Annotated in this window: 12 protein-coding genes; 2 read left to right on the top strand and 10 right to left on the bottom strand. The window is 71.7% G+C overall.

The features are described from left to right. From HCN51_RS07510 to HCN51_RS07480, 7 genes are all read right to left on the bottom strand, one after another. A complete protein-coding gene (locus HCN51_RS07510; protein ID WP_168008135.1) occupies positions 1–654 on the bottom strand; it encodes a response regulator transcription factor in 654 nt (217 codons plus the stop codon). Next, positions 639–1,889, bottom strand: a complete 1,251-nt coding sequence (locus HCN51_RS07505) for a sensor histidine kinase (RefSeq protein ID WP_168008133.1) — start codon at positions 1,887–1,889, stop codon at positions 639–641. Before HCN51_RS07505 ends, HCN51_RS07510 begins: the two co-directional genes overlap by 16 nt. A 223-nt stretch (positions 1,890–2,112) precedes the next feature. Next, positions 2,113–3,708: an acyl-CoA synthetase gene (locus HCN51_RS07500; protein WP_168008131.1), complete on the bottom strand. Its 1,596-nt coding sequence runs from the start codon at positions 3,706–3,708 to the stop codon at positions 2,113–2,115. Then, the gene (locus HCN51_RS07495; protein ID WP_168008575.1) at positions 3,708–4,856 is read right to left on the bottom strand and encodes a thiolase domain-containing protein; all 1,149 of its coding nucleotides are present in this window, start codon (positions 4,854–4,856) and stop codon (positions 3,708–3,710) included. The genes HCN51_RS07500 and HCN51_RS07495 overlap by 1 nt, the downstream gene beginning before the upstream one ends. A gap of 2 nt (positions 4,857–4,858) precedes the next feature. Further along, a complete protein-coding gene (locus HCN51_RS07490) occupies positions 4,859–5,881 on the bottom strand; it encodes a thiolase domain-containing protein (RefSeq protein WP_168008129.1) in 1,023 nt (340 codons plus the stop codon). After that, positions 5,878–6,777 carry a Zn-ribbon domain-containing OB-fold protein gene (locus tag HCN51_RS07485; protein ID WP_346433565.1) on the bottom strand — a complete coding sequence of 300 codons (900 nt, stop codon included), beginning with the start codon at positions 6,775–6,777 and terminating at the stop codon, positions 5,878–5,880. The genes HCN51_RS07490 and HCN51_RS07485 overlap by 4 nt, the downstream gene beginning before the upstream one ends. Next, positions 6,767–8,347 (bottom strand): acyl-CoA synthetase, encoded by a 1,581-nt coding sequence (locus HCN51_RS07480; protein ID WP_168008127.1) that lies wholly within the window; start codon positions 8,345–8,347, stop codon positions 6,767–6,769. The genes HCN51_RS07485 and HCN51_RS07480 overlap by 11 nt, the downstream gene beginning before the upstream one ends. Positions 8,348–8,463: 116 nt before the next feature. Between HCN51_RS07480 and HCN51_RS07475 the strand changes: the two genes are divergently transcribed. Then, positions 8,464–9,273 (top strand): crotonase/enoyl-CoA hydratase family protein, encoded by an 810-nt coding sequence (locus tag HCN51_RS07475; protein WP_168008125.1) that lies wholly within the window; start codon positions 8,464–8,466, stop codon positions 9,271–9,273. Between the two features lie 100 nt (positions 9,274–9,373). Here HCN51_RS07475 and HCN51_RS07470 read toward each other — a convergent pair whose 3' ends face one another. After that, positions 9,374–10,480, bottom strand: coding sequence for an NAD(P)H-dependent flavin oxidoreductase (locus HCN51_RS07470; RefSeq protein ID WP_168008123.1), 1,107 nt, complete (start codon positions 10,478–10,480; stop codon positions 9,374–9,376). 163 nt (positions 10,481–10,643) lie between these two features. Beyond that, positions 10,644–11,567: a cell envelope lipid trafficking protein PgfA gene (gene pgfA, locus HCN51_RS07465; RefSeq protein ID WP_168008121.1), complete on the bottom strand. Its 924-nt coding sequence runs from the start codon at positions 11,565–11,567 to the stop codon at positions 10,644–10,646. A 194-nt stretch (positions 11,568–11,761) separates the two neighbouring features. On the opposite strand from pgfA, the gene HCN51_RS07460 reads away from it, so the two are divergent. Continuing rightward, positions 11,762–12,910, top strand: a complete 1,149-nt coding sequence (locus HCN51_RS07460) for an acyltransferase family protein (protein ID WP_168008119.1) — start codon at positions 11,762–11,764, stop codon at positions 12,908–12,910. Here HCN51_RS07460 and HCN51_RS07455 read toward each other — a convergent pair. After that, a complete protein-coding gene (locus HCN51_RS07455) occupies positions 12,837–16,940 on the bottom strand; it encodes an alpha-(1->3)-arabinofuranosyltransferase domain-containing protein (RefSeq protein ID WP_168008117.1) in 4,104 nt (1,367 codons plus the stop codon). The two genes, HCN51_RS07460 and HCN51_RS07455, sit on opposite strands and share 74 nt — an antisense overlap. Positions 16,941–16,947 lie beyond the last annotated feature (7 nt).

The following is a 16,947-nucleotide window of genomic DNA, read 5'->3' as shown; positions in this document are numbered from 1 at the left end:
TCAATCAGGGGCCTTGTTGAGGTAGGTGAGGACGGCGAGGACGCGCCGGTTGCTGTCGTCGTCGTCCACGAGCCCGAGCTTGCCGAACATCGAAGTGGTGTACTTGCTGATCGCGGAGTCACTGAGGAACAGCCGCCGGCCGATGGCCTGGTTGGACAGCCCTTCGGCCATGAGGGCGAGGACGTCGTGCTCGCGTTCGGTGAGCCGGGCCAGGCGCCGGTTGGAGGTGCCGCTGGACAGGAGCCGGGCGATGACGGCGGGGTCCATGGCGGTGCCGCCGGCGGCGACGCGTTCGAGCGCGTCGATGAACTGGTCGGCGTCGAAGACGCTGTCCTTGAGGAAGTAGCCGATGCCGCCGGTGCCGTCGGCGAGCAGCTCGCGGGCGTAGAGCTGCTCGATGTGCTGGGAGAGGATCAGGACGGGCAGCCCGGGTGCTTCGCGGCGGGCGGCCAGCGCGGCGCGCAGCCCTTCGTCGGACTGGCCGGGCGGCATGCGGACGTCGACGGCCGCGACGTCGGGCCGCCACTTGAGCAGCGCCTGAAGCGTCTCGGGCCCGGTGGCGGCGGTGGCGACGACTTCGTGCCCGTACGCCTGGAGGAGGCGGACCATCCCGTCGCGCAGGAGGTAGAGGTCTTCGGCTACAACGATGCGCATGGCAGGACCATCCTCACACGCGTCGGCCCGCCGTCCGGACTGGTGATCTCCAGGGAGCCGTCGAAGGCGGCCAGGCGGCGGCGCAGCCCGCTCAGCCCGCCGCCGGATGAGGCGTGGGCGCCGCCGTGACCGTCGTCCTCGACGTCCGCGGTGACGGAGGTGTCCTGCCGGGTGAGGGAGACGTGGGCGCGGGTGGCGGCGGCGTGCTTGGCGGCGTTGGTCAGCAGCTCGGCGATGCCGAAGTACAGGGCGGACTCGATGGGCGGGTCGAGGCGCCGGGGCAGGTCGGCGGTGACCACGGTTTCGAGGGGGCTGTCCATGGCGAGGGCGCGGACGGCGTCGGCGAGGCCGCGTTCGTTCAGGACGGGCGGGCTGATGCCGCGGACCAGCTCGCGCAGCTCGGTGAGCGAGGTGGCGGCGCCGGCGCGCGCGTCGCGCAGGAGCGCTCTGGCCTGGTCCGGGTCGGTCTCCATGAGTTTCTCCGCGGTCGCGAGGGCGAGCCCGAGCGCGACGAGGCGGGCCTGGGCGCCGTCGTGCAGGTCCCGCTCGATGCGGCGGATCTCGGCGGCCTGCGCGATCGTGGTGTCGGCGCGCTGGGCGGTCAGCTCCTCCACGCGGCCGGCCAGCGCCATCGCGGGGGTCGGGCGCAGGAAGCGGACGGTGATCCGTACGGCGGGGCGCCAGGCGTACGGTGCGGTGGTGACGGCCACGACCACGCCAAGAACCGCGACGGCGGGTGACGGCGAGAGGAGCGCGAGGACGGCGGCCGCGGCGGCGGCCGGCGAGACAGCGGCCACCAGGCCCGCGGTGAAGGGGACGATCGCGCAGAACCGCAGGTCGCGCCAGTTGGCGGGGTCCTTCCAGCGGAGGTGCCGGCTCTGGTCCATGAGGGCGTCGCGCCGGGTGCGCTCGTAGCTGAAGCCGTTCCACCAGTAGCCGGTGGAGAGCTGGGTGACGGGCCCGGCCTGACGGTAGCCGGCGGGGACGACGGTGCCGGTCCAGCTCGCGACGAGGAAGCGGAACGTCCGGCAGACGGGGCGGGTCAGGGCGAGCGTTCCGGCGCAGGTCAGCACGAGTGGCCCGAGCCACGACCACGGGTTGGCCGCCCCCCACCGGATGCCCCAGGCGACGGAGACGGCCCACACGGCCGGGATCAGCATGCTGACGGCCGCCACGGCGCAGGACCGGAGGAATCCCGCTGCGGCGCGGGCCGGCCACGATGCCCGCAATTTCATGACTTTTCCTCGCTTCGTTCGGTGCCTCCACTCTTGCACCGGACGGAGCGTGCTTTGCCCTGGTCAGGCCGGAAGTGTGGCTAGCCCCACCCGATCGTGGGCCCAGCCACCGCCGCGCGTGGGCCAAGGCCACGCGTGGGTCAAGGCCGCACGTGGGCCAAGGCCACGCGTGGGTCAAGGCCGCACGTGGGGCCGGGCCGCGCCAGCCCGGCCCCCGGCGCCGTCAGCTCTCGGGCTGCCCGGCGCGTGCGGCGGTCTCGCGGGCCCACCGGTAGTCGGCCTTGCCGGCCGGCGAGCGCACCATCTGGGACACGAACGCGTACGTGCGCGGCACCTTGTACCCGGACAGGAGCTGCCGGCAGTGCGCATCCAGCTCGGCGGGCGTGACCTCGACGCCGGGCCGCGGCTCGACGACGGCGGCGACCCTGCTCCCCCAGCGCTCGTCGGGCACCCCGGTCACCACGGCGTCGAACACCGCCGGGTGCCCCTTGAGCACGGCCTCGACCTCCTCGGGGAACACCTTCTCGCCGCCGGTGTTGATGCACTGGGAGCCGCGGCCGAGGACGTTCACGGTGCCGTCGGGGTCGACGGTGGCCAGGTCGCCGGTGAGCAGCCACCGGGTGCCGTCCTCGTCGGTGACGAACGTGCGGGCCGTCTTGGCGGGATCGTTGTAGTAGCCGAACGCCACCCGCCCCGACCTGGCCACGGTGCCGGGCACGCCGGATCCGGGCTCGACGGGGCGGCCCTTCTCGTCGAGGACGGCCAGCTTGACCACGGAGTTCGGCTGGTAGCGCAGGCCCTTCTCGGGTGAGGAGCCGGCCACGCCGGAGGCGGTGTAGCCGGACTCGGTGGAGCCGAAGCTGTCCATGATCATCACGTTCGGTAGCAGCTCCTGGAGGCGGTCGCGGACGGCGCCGCTCAGGATCGCGCCGGTGGAGCTGATCACGAAGAGCGAGGAGACGTCGTACTCGCCGCGCTCCAGGGCCTCGGCCAGCGGCCTGGCCATGGCGTCGCCGGTGATGCTGATGGTGTTCGCGTGCTCGCGCCCGACCGCCCGCCACACCGCGTCGGCGTCGAACTTGCGCACGAACACGATGGTCGAGCCCATCCACCAGGTGAGGAACGTGGCCATCTGCGCGGCCCCGTGCATGAGCGGGGAGGCGGCCAGCATGACCATGGGGTTGGCCTTGACGGCTTCGTCGATGACCTCCTGCGGGGTGGCGCGCGGCTCGCCGTACGGGTTGCCGCCGCCGAAGCCCATGAACAGGTCCTCGACGTGCCACATGGCGCCCTTGGGCATGCCGGTGGTGCCGCCGGTGTAGATGATGTAGACGTCCTGGCCGGAGCGCGGCGCGAAGCCCCGTTCCGGCTTGCCGCGCTCCAGCGCCGCCGCGTACGGCACGGCCCTGCCGATCTCCGACGGCCCGCCGACGTGGACGAGGTGCTCCAGCAGCGGCGCCTCGTCCAGCACGGCGGCCACGCGCGGCTCGAACTCGACGTCGTAGACGAGCGCCCGGATGTCGGAGTCGCGGTAGAGGTAGAGCAGCTCGGACTCGACGTAGCGGTAGTTCACGTTGATCGGCACGGCTCGGATCTTGAGGGCGGCGAGCATGCCGGTCAGGTATTCGATGCTGTTGTAGAGGTGCAGGCCGACGTGCTGGCCGGGCTGGATGCCGAGGTCGAGGAGGTAGTGGGCGAGCCGGTTCGCCTCGGTGTCGAGCTCGGCGTAGGTGCGCCGCTCGTGGTCGCAGACGACGGCCGTCCGGTCCCCGATCGTGTCCGCGAGGCCCTCGAACAGGTCAGCGTGGTTGAACTCCATCAGGGCTTCTCCCGTCCGACGATCCACATCGCGAAGAACTGGGCTCCCCCGCCGTACGCGTGGCCGAGCGCCGTCCGGGCGCCGTCCACCTGGTGCTCGCCCGCCATGCCGCGCACCTGCAGCGCGGCCTCGGCGAACCTGATCAGCCCCGACGCCCCGATCGGGTTGCTCGACAGCACCCCGCCGGAGGCGTTCCACGGGGTGTCGCCGTCGAGCGCGGTGGCGCCCGACTCGGTGAGCTTCCAGCCCTCACCTTCCGCCGCGAACCCGAGGTTCTCCAGCCACATCGGCTCGTACCAGGAGAACGGCACGTACACCTCGGCGACGTCGATCTGCCGGCGCGGGTCGGCGATGCCGGCCTGCCGGTAGACGTCGGCGGCGCAGTCCTTGCCCGCCTGCGGGCTGACGGTGTCGCGGCCGGCGCGGAAGATCGGCTCGGAGCGCATGGCGGTGCCGTGCACCCAGGCGGGGGTGCCGGTGGCGGCCGATTCCGAGGCCAGCACGATCGCGCAGGCGCCGTCGCTGGACGGGCAGGTCTCCAGGTAGCGGATGGGCTCCCAGAGCATGGGCGTGGACTCGACCATCTTCTGGTCGATGCCGGGGATCTTGAGGTGCGCGTACGGGTTCTTGAGCGCGTTCAGCCGGTCCTTGACCGCCACGAGCGTGCCGATGTGTCCGGGAGCGCCGGATCTGCGCATGTACTCGCGGATGTGCGGCGCGAAGTAGCCGCCCGCACCGACCACCAGCGAAGCGCTGAACGGCAGGTGGGTGGACAGGGCCCAGGTGGCGTTGGACTCCGACTGCTTCTCGAACGCGACCACGAGCACGCGCTCGTGCACGCCGCCCTGGATGAGCGAGGCGCCGACGAGCGCGGTGGAGCCGCCGACGCTGCCGGCCGTGTGCACCCGCATCATGGGCTTGCCGGCCGCGCCGAGGGCGTCGGCGAGGTACGCCTCCGGCATCATGACGCCCTCGAACAGGTCGGGCGCCTTGCCGATGACGACGGCGTCGATGTCCTTGAACGTCAGCCCGGCGTCCTCCAGGGCGCGCAGCGCCGCCTCGCGGACCAGGCCGGCGATGGAGACGTCCCTGCGCTTGGTCGTGTAGTGCGTCTGGCCGACGCCGATGACCGCACACCGGTTACCCATGGTCATGCCTCCAGGACGGTCACGAGGTTCTGCTGCAGGCAGGGGCCGCTCGCGGCGTGCGCGACCGTGCGGCTCGCCGTCCCGTCGTGGATGCGGCGCGCGGCCTCGCCGAGGCGGATGAGGCCGGTGGCCATGACGGGGTTGGCGGCCAGGGGGCCGCCGGACGGGTTGATCACGGTGTCGCCGCCCAGCTCCAGGGCGCGGCGCAGGATGATCTCCTCGTGGGGGAACTGGGCGTGCAGCTCGGCCACCTCGACGGGCCCCTTGCCGACGCCGGCGGCGCGGGCGGCGTCGGCGGCCGAGGCCGATTTCGCCAGGTCGCGCAGGCCCAGGTAGTGCGGCTCGGTGCGGTGCGCGATGCCCCGGATGTAGGCGGGGCGGTCGCACAGCTCCGTGGCCAGGTCCCCGGCGGCCAGGACGATCGCGGCGGCGCCGTCCGTGATGGGCGGCACGTCCGCTTTCCCGAGCGGCTGGACGGCGAAGTCCTCGCCGCCAGGAGGGTCGGGCAGGTCGAACGCGTACGGGTTGCTCCTGCCGTCGGCCCGGCTGCGCCGCACGATCTCGTCGAGCTCCCCCCGGTCGGCCCCCACGGCGGCGGCCTGGAGGGCGGCGTAGGAGAGCTGGTCGAGGCCGAGCGGCGCCAGATAGTACGGGTCGAGCTGCAACGTCATGATCGTCCGCAGGTCGCCCAGGGACGACTTGCCGAAGCCGTAGACGAGGGCGGAGTCGATGTCGCCGTGCTGGAGCCGCACCCACGCCTCGTACAGGGCCCAGGCGCCGTCCATCTCGACGTGGCTCTCGGAGATGGGCGGCCAGGCGGCCAGCGCGTCTAGCGCGGACACGAAGGAGAACGGTGCCCCCGCCAGGTAGTCGCAGCTCCCCGAGCAGGTGAAGCCGAAGCGCCTGAGCCCGGTGCGCTCCTTGACCTCGCTGATCACCGGGTGGATCAGCTCGTGCTCGCTCAGGCCGGTGTCGTGATCGGTGTGCCGCGTCTGCGCGAACGCGACGATCGCCACGTCTCTCATGTCAGCTCCACGTCGGGCTCGCCGGTGGGGGCGAACCAGCGGATGTTCGCCATGGACGCCGTGCGCTCGCTCTCGGGCACCCAGACCGCCTTGACCCGCATGCCTTGGCGCACCTCGTGTGCGGGTACGTCCCCGATGAGGGCGATCATGGGGATGTCGGCCCCGTCGAGCAGGATGTACGCCGACACGAACGGCACCTCCGGGGCCCGGGGATCGGGCAGGTTGTTGATGGCGAAGGTGGTGATCGTGCCGGTGTCGGGGAGTTCGAGCGTCTCCGGGAGGGTGTTTCCGCATTCGGGGCAGGCCAGCCGGAGCGGCACGTACACCTTCTCGCACTGCTCGCAGCGGCTGCCGAGGAAGACGCCGCGCTCGACGCCCTCCAGGAAGACGCGCAGCGCGCCGCCGGCCTGGAGGCGGTACTCGGCCCGCACCTCGGACACGATCTTCGTGACCTCGGGGGCGAAGTGGGAGATGTCGGTGATGTGGCCGGTCGGCCGGTCGCGCCACACCGGCCAGACGCGGGCGCCGGCCGCCAGAGCCTTCGGGTTCTCGGCCGCCACGGCGTGCAGGAGGTCGGAGTCGGCGCCGTCGAGCCGGATGAGGGCCCAGGCGAAGGGCCGGTCGAGGGGGTGGGTGTCGAGCGGCTCGTCCACCCAGGCCCACGTCGTGATCGTGCCGGCCGGGCCGACCTCGACGTACTCGCCGGTCACCGGCTCACCGGTCGCGGGGTCGTACTCGAGAGGGGGGACGAGCACCCGCCCCTCAGCCGTCCGCACCCCGACGATGCGGCGCGCGCGCAGCTCGCTGAGGAAGCGGCCGATGACCGGCCCCGTCGTACGCGTGTAGCCGCCGGGGAACTCCAGGACGTGCTGAGCGACCAGGGGATCAGATGGCACGGTCGTGTCCCTCCCAGTACGGGTCGCGGAGCTTGCGTTTGAGCAGCTTGCCGTTCGGCTCGCGGGGCATCTCGGCGATGAAGTCGATGCTCTTGGGCCACTTCATCCTGGCCAGCCGGCCCTCCAGCGAGGCCAGCAGCTCGGCGGCCAGCTCGGGGCCCGGCTCCGCGCCGGGGGCGGGCTCGACCACGGCCTTGATCTGCTCGCCCCACTCCTCGTCCGGGATGCCGAACACGGCCACGTCGGCCACCTTCGGGTGGACCATGAGCTCGTTCTCGATCTCGGCGGGGTAGATGTTCGTCCCACCCGAGATGATCATGTCGGCCTTGCGGTCGCAGAGGTAGAGGAAGCCCTCTTCGTCCAGGTATCCGATGTCGCCGACCGTGAAGTGGTCCTTGAGGCGGTTCGCGGCGGTCTTGGCGGGGTCGCCCTTGTACTCGAACTGGACGCCCATCATCTTCATGTAGATCGTCCCGGGGGTGCCGGTGGGCACCGGCTCGCCCTGCTCGTCGACGATCAGCAGCTCGCTGATCGGCCACGCCTTGCCGACGGTGCCGGGGTGGGCCTTCCAGTCGGCGGGCGTGGCGAGGGTGCCGCCGCCTTCGGTGGCCGCGTAGTACTCGTACACGCAGTCGCCCCACCATTCGAGCATCGCCCATTTGACCGGGACGGGACAGGGGGCGGCGGCGTGGATCATCCAGCGCAGCGACGACAGGTCGTACTTGCGCCGGGTCTCCTCCGGGAGCGCGAGCAGGCGCTTGAAGTGGGTCGGGACCAGGTGGGAGTTCGTGACGCGGTGGCGCTCGCAGAGGGCGAGCATCTCCTCGGCGTTCCACTTGTCCATGTAGACGAGCGTGTGCCCCATGTGCAGGGCCGTGCCGCCGAACTGGGTCACCGCCGTGTGGTAGCTGGGCGAGGTGACGAGGTGGGCGTTCGGGCGGCCGGGGGTGATGCCGAACAGTCCGAGCAGGAACGTCATGAGCTCGGCGGCGTCGTCCGGATCGAGGCCGCTGAGCGGCCGTCTGACCCCTTTGGGCTTGCCGGTGGTGCCGGAGGTGTAGTGCATGGTGGCGCCCGCGGTGCGATCTTCAGGCGCGCTGCCGGGCCGCCCTTCGACCAGCTCGCTCATCGGACGGAAGCCGTCGATCGGCGAGCCCACCCGCCGAAGCTCCTCAGCCGGCTCCGCGTTCAGCAGGAAGCGGCGCTCGGGCGCGATGGCCTCGGCCCCCCTGGCGCCCTCCTCGGCGAAGCGGGGGTGCACGAAGAACGCCTTGGCCTCGCTGTCCGAGACGATGTAGGCGATCTCGGGCCCGGTCAGGTGCCAGTTGATCGGCGTGTAGTACCAGCCGGCCTGGAGCGCGGCCAGGTAGAGGACGAGCCCGTCGGCGCCGTTCGGCACCAGGCCGCAGATGCCGTCGCCGGGCCGCAGGCCGAGCTCGCGCAGGCCGTGCACGAGCCGGTTCGAACGGGCCAGGAGGTCGCCCGCGCGGTGCTGGGTGCCGTCGGGGTCCACGGCCGCGATCCACTCGGGATCCGCCTGCGCGAGCCTCCAGAAACCGAGCGTGCCCATCTGATCTCCTCAGCTCAGGGCGTGCAAAACAGGAACCTGTTCTCGTTTGCTGGTCGGAGCGTATCCTGGGCCCAACTTCGTAGCAAGCGCTTGATCTCATCACTCCGGAGGCGTCCGTGGAGCTCCTGCCGATCAGCACCCCCCACTGCCGGATCGAACGCGACGGCCACGTCCTGACCGTCACCATGAACCGGCCGGAGGCCCGCAACGCCCTGTCCTCGGACATGCTGATCGGCCTCGCCTCCGCCTGGGCGTACGCGTCGCAGGAGCCCGGGATCCGGGTGGCGATCCTGACCGGGGCCGAAGGCACGTTCTGCGCCGGCGCCGATCTGAAAGCCATGGGCCAGCCCTCCACCGACCCGCAGGTGCAGGCCAGGGCCGCGCAGATCCCCAACTTCCACTGGAAGGGCCTGCTGCGCGAGGACCTGCCCACCAAGCCGATCATCTGCGCCGTCGAGGGCTACGCGGTCGCCGGCGGCACCGAGCTGCTGGTGGGCACGGATCTGCGCGTCGTCGCCGAGTCCGCCACGCTGGGCCTGTTCGAGGCCAAGCGGGCCCTGTTCCCCATGGGGGGCAGCGCCGTGCGGCTGCCCCGCCAGATCCCGTACTGCCACGCCATGGACCTCCTGCTCACCGGCCGCCCCGTCACCGCCGCCGAAGCCCTGTCGATGGGGCTGGTCAACCGCGTCGTCCCGGACGGCCAGGCCCTCGCTACGGCCCGCGAGCTGGCCGAGGACATCGCCGCCTCGGGGCCGCTGGCGGTGCAGGCCATCCTGCGGACATACCGGGACACGCTGGGCATGCCGGAGGTGGAGGCCCTGAAGGTGTCGGACGAGCTGGGCTGGCCGGTGATCGGCTCGGAGGACGCCAAGGAGGGCACCCGCGCCTTCCGCGAAAAGCGCCCGGCCCGCTACGAAGGGCGGTGAGCGAGCTCGGCGGCGCGAGGCACGGGCAGGACGCATCATGAGGTCATGAATCGCACCGGCCTGGGCGCCGGCGACCTGTGGCCGGCGCCCGTTCGAGTGGTCAGTCGCCGGTGAGGCGGTCCAGGCGTTCCACTGCCTCGCCGTACTCCTCCACGAGGCCGAACACCACGTCCTTGGCCGAGCGGACCTGGTTCATCACGCCGATGATCTGCCCGGCGGGGAACGTGGCCAGCTCCGTGGCGTCCGAGCGGCCGATGCGGCGCAGCGCGTCCGAGACCAGCATGAACTGCAGCGGCATCGGCAGCGTCCCCGGCGACTCCTCCGACTCCCACGCCTCGGTCCACTCGTTCCTGAGCAGGCGGGCGGGCTTGCCGGTCCAGCTGCGGGAGCGGACGGTGTCGCGGGAGGTGGCCTCCAGGATGCGGCGCCTGGCCGGCTCGGGCGTGTCGGCCTCCTCGACGGTCAGCCAGATCGAGCCCGTCCAGACGCCTTCGGCGCCGAGTGCCAGGCCGGCGGCCATCTGGCGGCCGTTGCCGATGCCGCCCGCGGCCAGCACGGGCACGTCCACGGCGTCCACGACCTGCGGGATGAGGACCATGGTGGAGATCTCGCCGGTGTGGCCGCCGGCTTCGGTGCCCTGGGCGACGACCACGTCCACGCCGACTTCGACCTGTTTGAGCGCGTGGCGGAGGGTGGAGGCGAGCGCGGCGACCTTGACGCCGTGCGCGTGGGCGAGCTCCACCACGTCGGCGGGCGGCGGCCCGAGGGCGTTGGCGAGCAGCGCGATGGGGTGGCGCAGGGCGACCTCGACCTGCGGGCGGGCGGTGGCGTCCGTCCAGCCGAGCAGGACGCGGCCCGCCTCCGCGTCGGCCGACAGCGGCGGGACGCCGTGCTTGGCGAGGAGGTTCTCGACGAAGGCCCGGTGGCCTTCGGGGATCATGGCCTGGAGGCGGCCGACCAGCTCTTCGGGGGCGAAGTCGGCGCCCTCGTACGAGGCCGGCATGACGACGTCCACCCCGTACGGCTTGCCGTCCACGTGGTCGTCGATCCACTTGAGCTCGGTCTCGAGCTCTTCGGGCGTGAAGTAGAGCGCTCCGAGCACTCCCATGCCGCCGGCCCGGCTGACGGCGGCGACCACGTCCCTGCAGTGGCTGAACGCGAAGATCGGGAGCTCGATTCCGAACATGTCCGTGACACGTGTCCGCATGGCCCGACAATACGTCCGGCGGACGGCAAACTGCAACGTGTTCTAGACTAGAACCTTTCGTCTGGTACTGATGAGTAACGTCGGGCTATAACTCGTTCTAGTAAAGAATGGCAGTCAATGAAAAAGGGCCCGTTCTCACGGGCCCGATAAATAGCGCCTGAATTTACTCGGCCGGCTCCGGCCGGCGGCGGCCGACGAGCACCCCGGCCACGAGGAGCAGGACGCCCACGACGAGCAGCACCAGCGGGATGACGTTGCGCAGCAGGTTGATGGTGTTCTTGCCGCTCTGCGCGTTCTTGACCAGGTCGTTCACCGTCGCCTCGGTCATCTTCGCGGTGGCGATGAAGGCCGCCGAGCGCTCCACCCCGTCCTGGGTCTTGAGCACCTCGTGCCGCTGCACCTCCTGCCGCACCGGCGAGCCCGTGACCGGCTCCACCCAGAACGTCGTCTTGCCGTCGTACCAGCGGTCCACCTGCACGTCGCCGGTCTCGCCGGTGATGCCGAGCACGTTCGCAGGAGCGGTGCGGGTCTCGGTCTTGGTCGGCGGCACGGTCTGCTCGAAGACGTAGACGGGCAGCCCGTTGACCTTGTCCTCGCGCACGAACACCGCGTCGAACGCCTTCTGCGCCGTGGCGTTGAACACCTTGTACGTCTTCTTCTCCACGTCGAAGGGGAACTTGTAGACCTGCCCCTCCAGCGTCACCGGGGCCTTCTCGACGTTGTTGCTGCAGCAGTTCACCGCCAGGCCGGTGTAGCGGTTGAAGGCGCTGCGGCGCTCGGAGATGTCGATCTGCGGGCGGCTGTTGGTGACGTCGTTGACGACCGTGGCCTCGTCCCAGACCACGTGGTCGTCCTTGGCCTCCTTCACGTCCCCGCGCGTGGTGACGATGATGTCGAGGTCACCGGTCAGCACCTTGAGGTCCTGGAGGGAGAAGTACCGGGCGCCCTTGGCCTCCAGCCGCGAGATGCCGAACTGGTCCGCCGGCGCGGAGATGATCTGGCCGGCCGCCCAGAATTTCAGCAGGGGCGCCAGCGCGATGAAGAAAGCCCCGAACCCGATGAGGACGAGCGTGGAGATACGACCCATCGAGGCCTCCGCATTTTGTAGAACATGTTGTCGTTTGTTCCCGATCGTCGAGCAACAAAGTATGACAGTGAGTGAGGGACGTCACCGGCGGCCCGCGCACCGCAACCAAATTGATAGAAACAAGTTCTATCGTGGTTTCGGCCCCGGCCCGCTACCTGTCGGACGGCCGGGAAAGCGAGAAAGCAGGAGCAGCGATGAAGAGCAGGGACGCCGCACTCGACGGCATCCGGGCGATCGCGGCACTCGGCGTCTGGCTGCTGCACGTCGGGAGCAACACGGGTGTCATGTACCGCGAGGGCATGCTCCCGTGGATGATGAGCCGCCTCGGGATCGCCGTACCCATCTTCTTCCTCCTGTCGGGCCTGCTGCTCTACCGCCCGTGGGCGCGCGCGGTGATCGAGAATACGGCACGGCCACAGCCGCTGCGTTACCTGTGGCGCCGGGTGCTGCGGGTGATGCCGGTCTACTGGCTCGTGACCGCTCTGGTGCTGTGGGCGTGGAGCCCGTTCGACGACTGGACCGGCTGGCTCAAGTGGCTGCTCCTGGCCCAGAACTTCTTCCCCGGCGACCCGGTGCCCGACGGGCTGTACCAGATGTGGACGCTGCCCATCGAGATGTCGTTCTACGTGCTGCTGCCGATCCTGGCGTGGCTGCTGCACCGCTTCGCGCGCCGCGGCAACACGCCGGTGCGGCTGCTGGTCGGCATCGGCGTGCTGCCGCTGATCACCGTGGCCGCCGTGGTCGCCGCCCGCCTGTTCGAGCAGCCGCAGATCGCGCTGCTGCTGCCGTACCACCTGGTCTACTTCGCCTGCGGCATGGCGATGGCGGTGCTGTCGGTGTGGATCGGGCACAGCCGCGTGATCGACTCGCTGGCGCCGCAGCTCCTCGTGCTGGCGGGCCTGCTGTACGCCGTGCTCAGCACCGAGCTGGCCGGCCCCCGCACGCTCACGCTGCCCACCCTGTCGCAGTCGTTGTGGCGGGTCAGCCTGGAGACGGCCGTGGCCGTGCTCCTGGTGGCGCCGTTCGCGCTGGCCTCCCGCCCCGATTCGCTGCGGAACCGCGTGCTCGGCAACCCCGTCGGCGCCTACCTGGGCCGCATCTCCTACAGCTTCTTCCTCTGGCACGCGCCGGTGATCACGCTGCAGCTCAAGCTCACCGGCGCGCAGCCGTTCCAGGGCGACTTCGCCAGCGTGGCGGCGGTGTCGTTCATCGTGACGATGCTGCTGAGCGTCGGCAGCCACCACCTCATCGAGGTGCCCGCGCTCAGGCTCAGCGGACACCGGTCAGCACCTGCTCCGCCCGCTCCCGCGCGGGCTCCGCTGCCGGCCGCGCCGGCTCCGTGACGAGCTGGCCGAACAGCACGCCCACGGCCGCCACGGCGGCGAGCTGCGGCACGTGGTCCATCAGCGGCTCCACGTCGATGCCATAGTCGCGCAGCACCATGGCGGCCGCCAGCGACACCGTGGCCACGCCGAAGCTCCCGGCCGCCGCCCAGTGCGCGGGCCGCCCGCGGGCCCGCAGCAGCAGCGTCACGAGCACGGCGGCGAGCACCGCGAGCATGCCCTGCCAGTTCGCCACCCAGCCGCCGAACGCCAGCGCGAGCACCACCACGACCGGCGCCCGCGGCCGGGCCAGCCGCCCGGAGGCGGCGGCGGCCGTCTCGCGCACGTGCTCGGGGCGGGGCCCGCGCAGCGCCAGCGCGGCCAGCGCCAGCAGCGCGATCCCGGCCAGCCCGAGCAGCAGCGCGAGCCGGTAGGGGCGGTCGGGCAGGTAGTCGAGCCTGACGGTCCCCTGCGTGCCGGCGGGCAGCTCCCAGCCCTGCTTCCAGCCGTCGATCCGTACGGGTTTGAGCGTCTTGCCGCTGATCTGCGCCCGCCAGCCCGCGTTGTAGTTCTCGTTGACGACGAGGAACGCGTCCTTCGGCGCGCTCACCGTGACCTCGCGGGCCGAGGTGGTCCAGAGCCCGCGCGACACCGAGCCCTCCACGCCGTCCGGCCGGCGCGGCAGCGTGCCGAGCACGAGCGAGTCGATCGCGTACGGGTCCCAGCCGGCCACCCGCACCCGGTTGTCCCCCTCGGCCAGCTCCGCCTTCGAGCAGCCGAGGATCTGCACGGGCCGCTGTTCGAGCAGGTCGGCATGAGTGCCGGCGACCTTGGTCGGGATGGCTTTGCCGTTCACCTCGATCCTGGGCCCGAGCCCGCAGGCCAGCCGGAGCGGGACGTCGGCGGGCCGGCCCACCGGGTCGACGCCGGGCACCACCAGCTCGGTCACCTGCAGCCGCTTGGAGAACGGGGTGAAGCGGAGCTTGAGCCGCGAGGTGGACATGGCCTTGAACGTGAGGTTGCCGCGCTCGTCCACCCGCCCGCCGCGCACCTGCCCGCCGTCGCCGCTGACGATCACGTCCAGCGGCTGCTTGTCGCCGCCCGGGCGGCCGATCTGGATCCGGGAGATCTTCCGCTTGCCCTTCCAGGCGAGGGTGAGCGTCGGCTCGGCGTCGTCCGAGTCCGGGATCCACGTCGTGCTCCCGTCCGCGTCGAACGCCGACCTGGGCGCGACCACGGCGTCGTCGCTGAGCTGGGAGGAGCCCGTCACAGTGGTCAGGTCCGCACGGATGCGGGTGAAGCGGTCGACCAGCGCCGGATCCTTCAGCACGGCGGTTCCCCGCACGTTCGCCGTCGAGCCGGACGCGGCGCTGAAAGTCCGGTCGAACCCGGTCTCCTCCCCCTTCCTGGCCAGCGCCACCTCGTTGCACACCCACCGGTACGGGTTGCGCATGCACGCGGGCCGCTCGTCGAGCCCCCGGTCCATGACGTAGACGTCGCCCTCGCCGGGCAGCCGGATCGTGCGGCCGGCCGTGACGCCGGGGATCGACAGCTCGACGATGCCGATCCGCTGGCCGTAGCTCCACGTCGCGCTCGCCGTCCGGACGACCTTGAGCCGCACCCAGGTCGTCGGCCCGTCGGGCACGCGCAGCCGCTGCGGGTCGGTGCTGTTGGTGACGTCCTGCACCAGGCTGCCGGCCTCGGTCTCCACGGCGATCCGCCGCACGGACTGGCCGAGCAGCAGGTCGGGGGCGAACATGACGTTCAGGTACGGCAGCCGCATCCGCCCGGCCAGGTCCACGCGCAGCCATTCGCCCTGCGGGGACTTGGAGCCGTCGTTCTGCCAGCCGGTCTCGACGTTGCCGTCCATGGCCGCCCAGGGGCCGCTGCCGCTGCTGCTGATCCCGGCGATCGCGTACGGGTCCGCGACCGAGGAGGACGCGCTGATGCCGGCGATGCCGTGGTACTCGGCCACCGCCGTCTCCTCCAGCCAGCCGTCCTCCAGCAGATCCAGCTCCCTGACCCCGCCGAAGTCCGCCTTGCTGTCGGCTGTGAGGGTGGGCGACCAGTTCGACCGGATCTCGCCGAACGAGCGCTCGCGCAGCCGCAGTGCGTCGCTGACCACGGTCGGCGCCTCGCGGGTGCCGGCGTCGCCGTTGACCAGGACCGGGCCCTCGTCCAGCAGGCCGAGGTCGCCCATGGCCAGCAGCGAGTCGGGCCCGCCCCGCACGGCCAGCGCGTCGGCGGCCGGCTGCACGGAGACCAGGTCGGAGCTGCCGGACACCTCGTACAGGTCGAGCGCGGGGAACGGGGCGTCCACCTGGTTCACCGCGTCGTCGGTTTCCCGGTCGCCGACCAGGTCGCCGAACGAGCGCACCTTCCTGATGCCGGGCGACTCGCGCAGCGCCTCGTACATGCGCGACGGCCAGGCGCCCTGGAGGTTGGCCCGGTTGAGGTCGTTGCGCACGAGCAGGTAGCGCACGCCGAGGCGGCGCAGCACGGCCGTCACCCCCGGCGAGCCCTGGCCGGCGGTGAGCCGCTGGTCGATGGCGTCGAGCAGCCTGCTCAGGCCCACGGAGCCGGGCGGGGTGATCTGCCTCGCCGTCCAGCGGGCGGTGGTCAGGGCTTGCAGGGGCTCGTCCAGGGGGCGGCCCCAGACGTACTCGCCGAACTTGGCGCCCGGCACCACCAGCACGCCGTCGTCGCCGGCGTTGCGGTCGAGCCAGCCGGCCGCCTCCCGCCAGTGCGTCGGCACCTGCTGGAAGTCACCGGGCGCGGCCAGGCCCTGGTTGAAGACGGGCAGCACGAGCGCGACGAACGCGGCCACGGCCGTCGTCCGCAGCGGCAGCCTGGCGCGTACCAGCAGGTGGGCCAGCCCGAAGGCGAGCGCGAGCCGGACGAGCGGGTCGAACTTGCGCAGGTTGCGCAGCGGCGCGAGCGGCCCGTCGAGCAGCCAGCGCACCGGCTCGGCCACGATCGGCTCCAGCGCGCCGGCGTGCCCCGCCACCAGCGCCACCACGCCGACCAGGAACATCGCCACCACGAACCCCTTGGCGGGCAGGTCGCGGCGCGACAGCCCGGCCAGGCCCAGCGCGGCCAGCACGCCGGTGACGACGACCATGGTCGCGGAGGTGGCGATCGTGAAGCCGGGCGGCTGCTCGAAGACGCCGTTCAGCGGCAGGTAACGCACCCAGTCGGAGGCGCCGCGCAGCACGTTCGTGAGCGAGGTGACGGCCGTCGTGGTGCTCGCGGTCTCGGTGTACGGCAGGAAGTTGAACGCGTAGCGGCCCACCAGCAGCAGCGGCAGCGACCAGAACAGGGTGGCCACCGCGACGGCGCCCGACCACCAGGCCAGCAGCCGCCAGCGCGGCACCGGGTACGGCCTGGTCACGATGTAGAGGACGGGCGCGACCAGCACGGCCAGCACGGCGACCGCGTTCACGCCGCCGCACAGCGCCACGGCCAGCGCCGACCTGATGGCCCCGCGCGCCCGCTGGCCGGTCTCCGACGCGGTGAGCAGCGGGATGAGGATCCACGGCAGCATCGCGGCGGGCAGCCACTCGATCGAGATCTCGCCGAGGATCGACAGCGTGCGCGGGGCCAGCGCGTACGCCAGCGCGGCCACGATGCGGGTGCCCGGCGTGCCGATGCCGAGCTGCCGGCCCAGCCGCTCCACGCCGAGGAAGGCCACGCACATCAGCAGCGTCAGCCACAGGCGCTGCGTCACCCACGGCGCGACGCCCGCCAGGTCGCCCAGCGCGAAGAACGGGCCCATCGGGAAGATGTAGCCGGCCACCTGGTTCTGGAGCTGGCCGAAGTGTTGCAGGTCCCACAGGTGGGCGGCGCGCTCCAGCCAGCCGACCGGGTTGAGCGCCAGGTCCATCTTGGTGTCGGAGATGAGGTGGCCCGGCTTGGTGGTGAACGCCAGCAGGCCGAAGCCGAGGCAGCACAGCAGCAGCCAGAGGCGGCGCCGGGCCGCCTCGCTCACCGGGCGGCCGGCGCCGGTGCGGCGCCCGGCCACCAGCTTGTCGGTGGGAAGCAGGGTGGGCACTTGGCTT

The sequence above is a fragment of the Nonomuraea composti genome (genome assembly GCF_012034275.1).
GTDB classification, from domain to species: Bacteria; Actinomycetota; Actinomycetes; order Streptosporangiales; family Streptosporangiaceae; genus Nonomuraea; species Nonomuraea composti.
This window is presented reverse-complemented; position numbering and strand designations above follow the sequence as displayed.

Coding starts and splice junctions, on each gene's coding strand:
- HCN51_RS07510 (WP_168008135.1), bottom strand. CDS start 654: ATGCGCATCGTTGTAGCCGAAGACCTCTACCTCCTGCGCGACGGGATG.
- HCN51_RS07505 (WP_168008133.1), bottom strand. CDS start 1,889: ATGAAATTGCGGGCATCGTGGCCGGCCCGCGCCGCAGCGGGATTCCTC.
- HCN51_RS07500 (WP_168008131.1), bottom strand. CDS start 3,708: ATGGAGTTCAACCACGCTGACCTGTTCGAGGGCCTCGCGGACACGATC.
- HCN51_RS07495 (WP_168008575.1), bottom strand. CDS start 4,856: ATGGGTAACCGGTGTGCGGTCATCGGCGTCGGCCAGACGCACTACACG.
- HCN51_RS07490 (WP_168008129.1), bottom strand. CDS start 5,881: ATGAGAGACGTGGCGATCGTCGCGTTCGCGCAGACGCGGCACACCGAT.
- HCN51_RS07480 (WP_168008127.1), bottom strand. CDS start 8,347: ATGGGCACGCTCGGTTTCTGGAGGCTCGCGCAGGCGGATCCCGAGTGG.
- HCN51_RS07470 (WP_168008123.1), bottom strand. CDS start 10,480: ATGCGGACACGTGTCACGGACATGTTCGGAATCGAGCTCCCGATCTTC.
- pgfA (WP_168008121.1), bottom strand. CDS start 11,567: ATGGGTCGTATCTCCACGCTCGTCCTCATCGGGTTCGGGGCTTTCTTC.
- HCN51_RS07460 (WP_168008119.1), top strand. CDS start 11,762: ATGAAGAGCAGGGACGCCGCACTCGACGGCATCCGGGCGATCGCGGCA.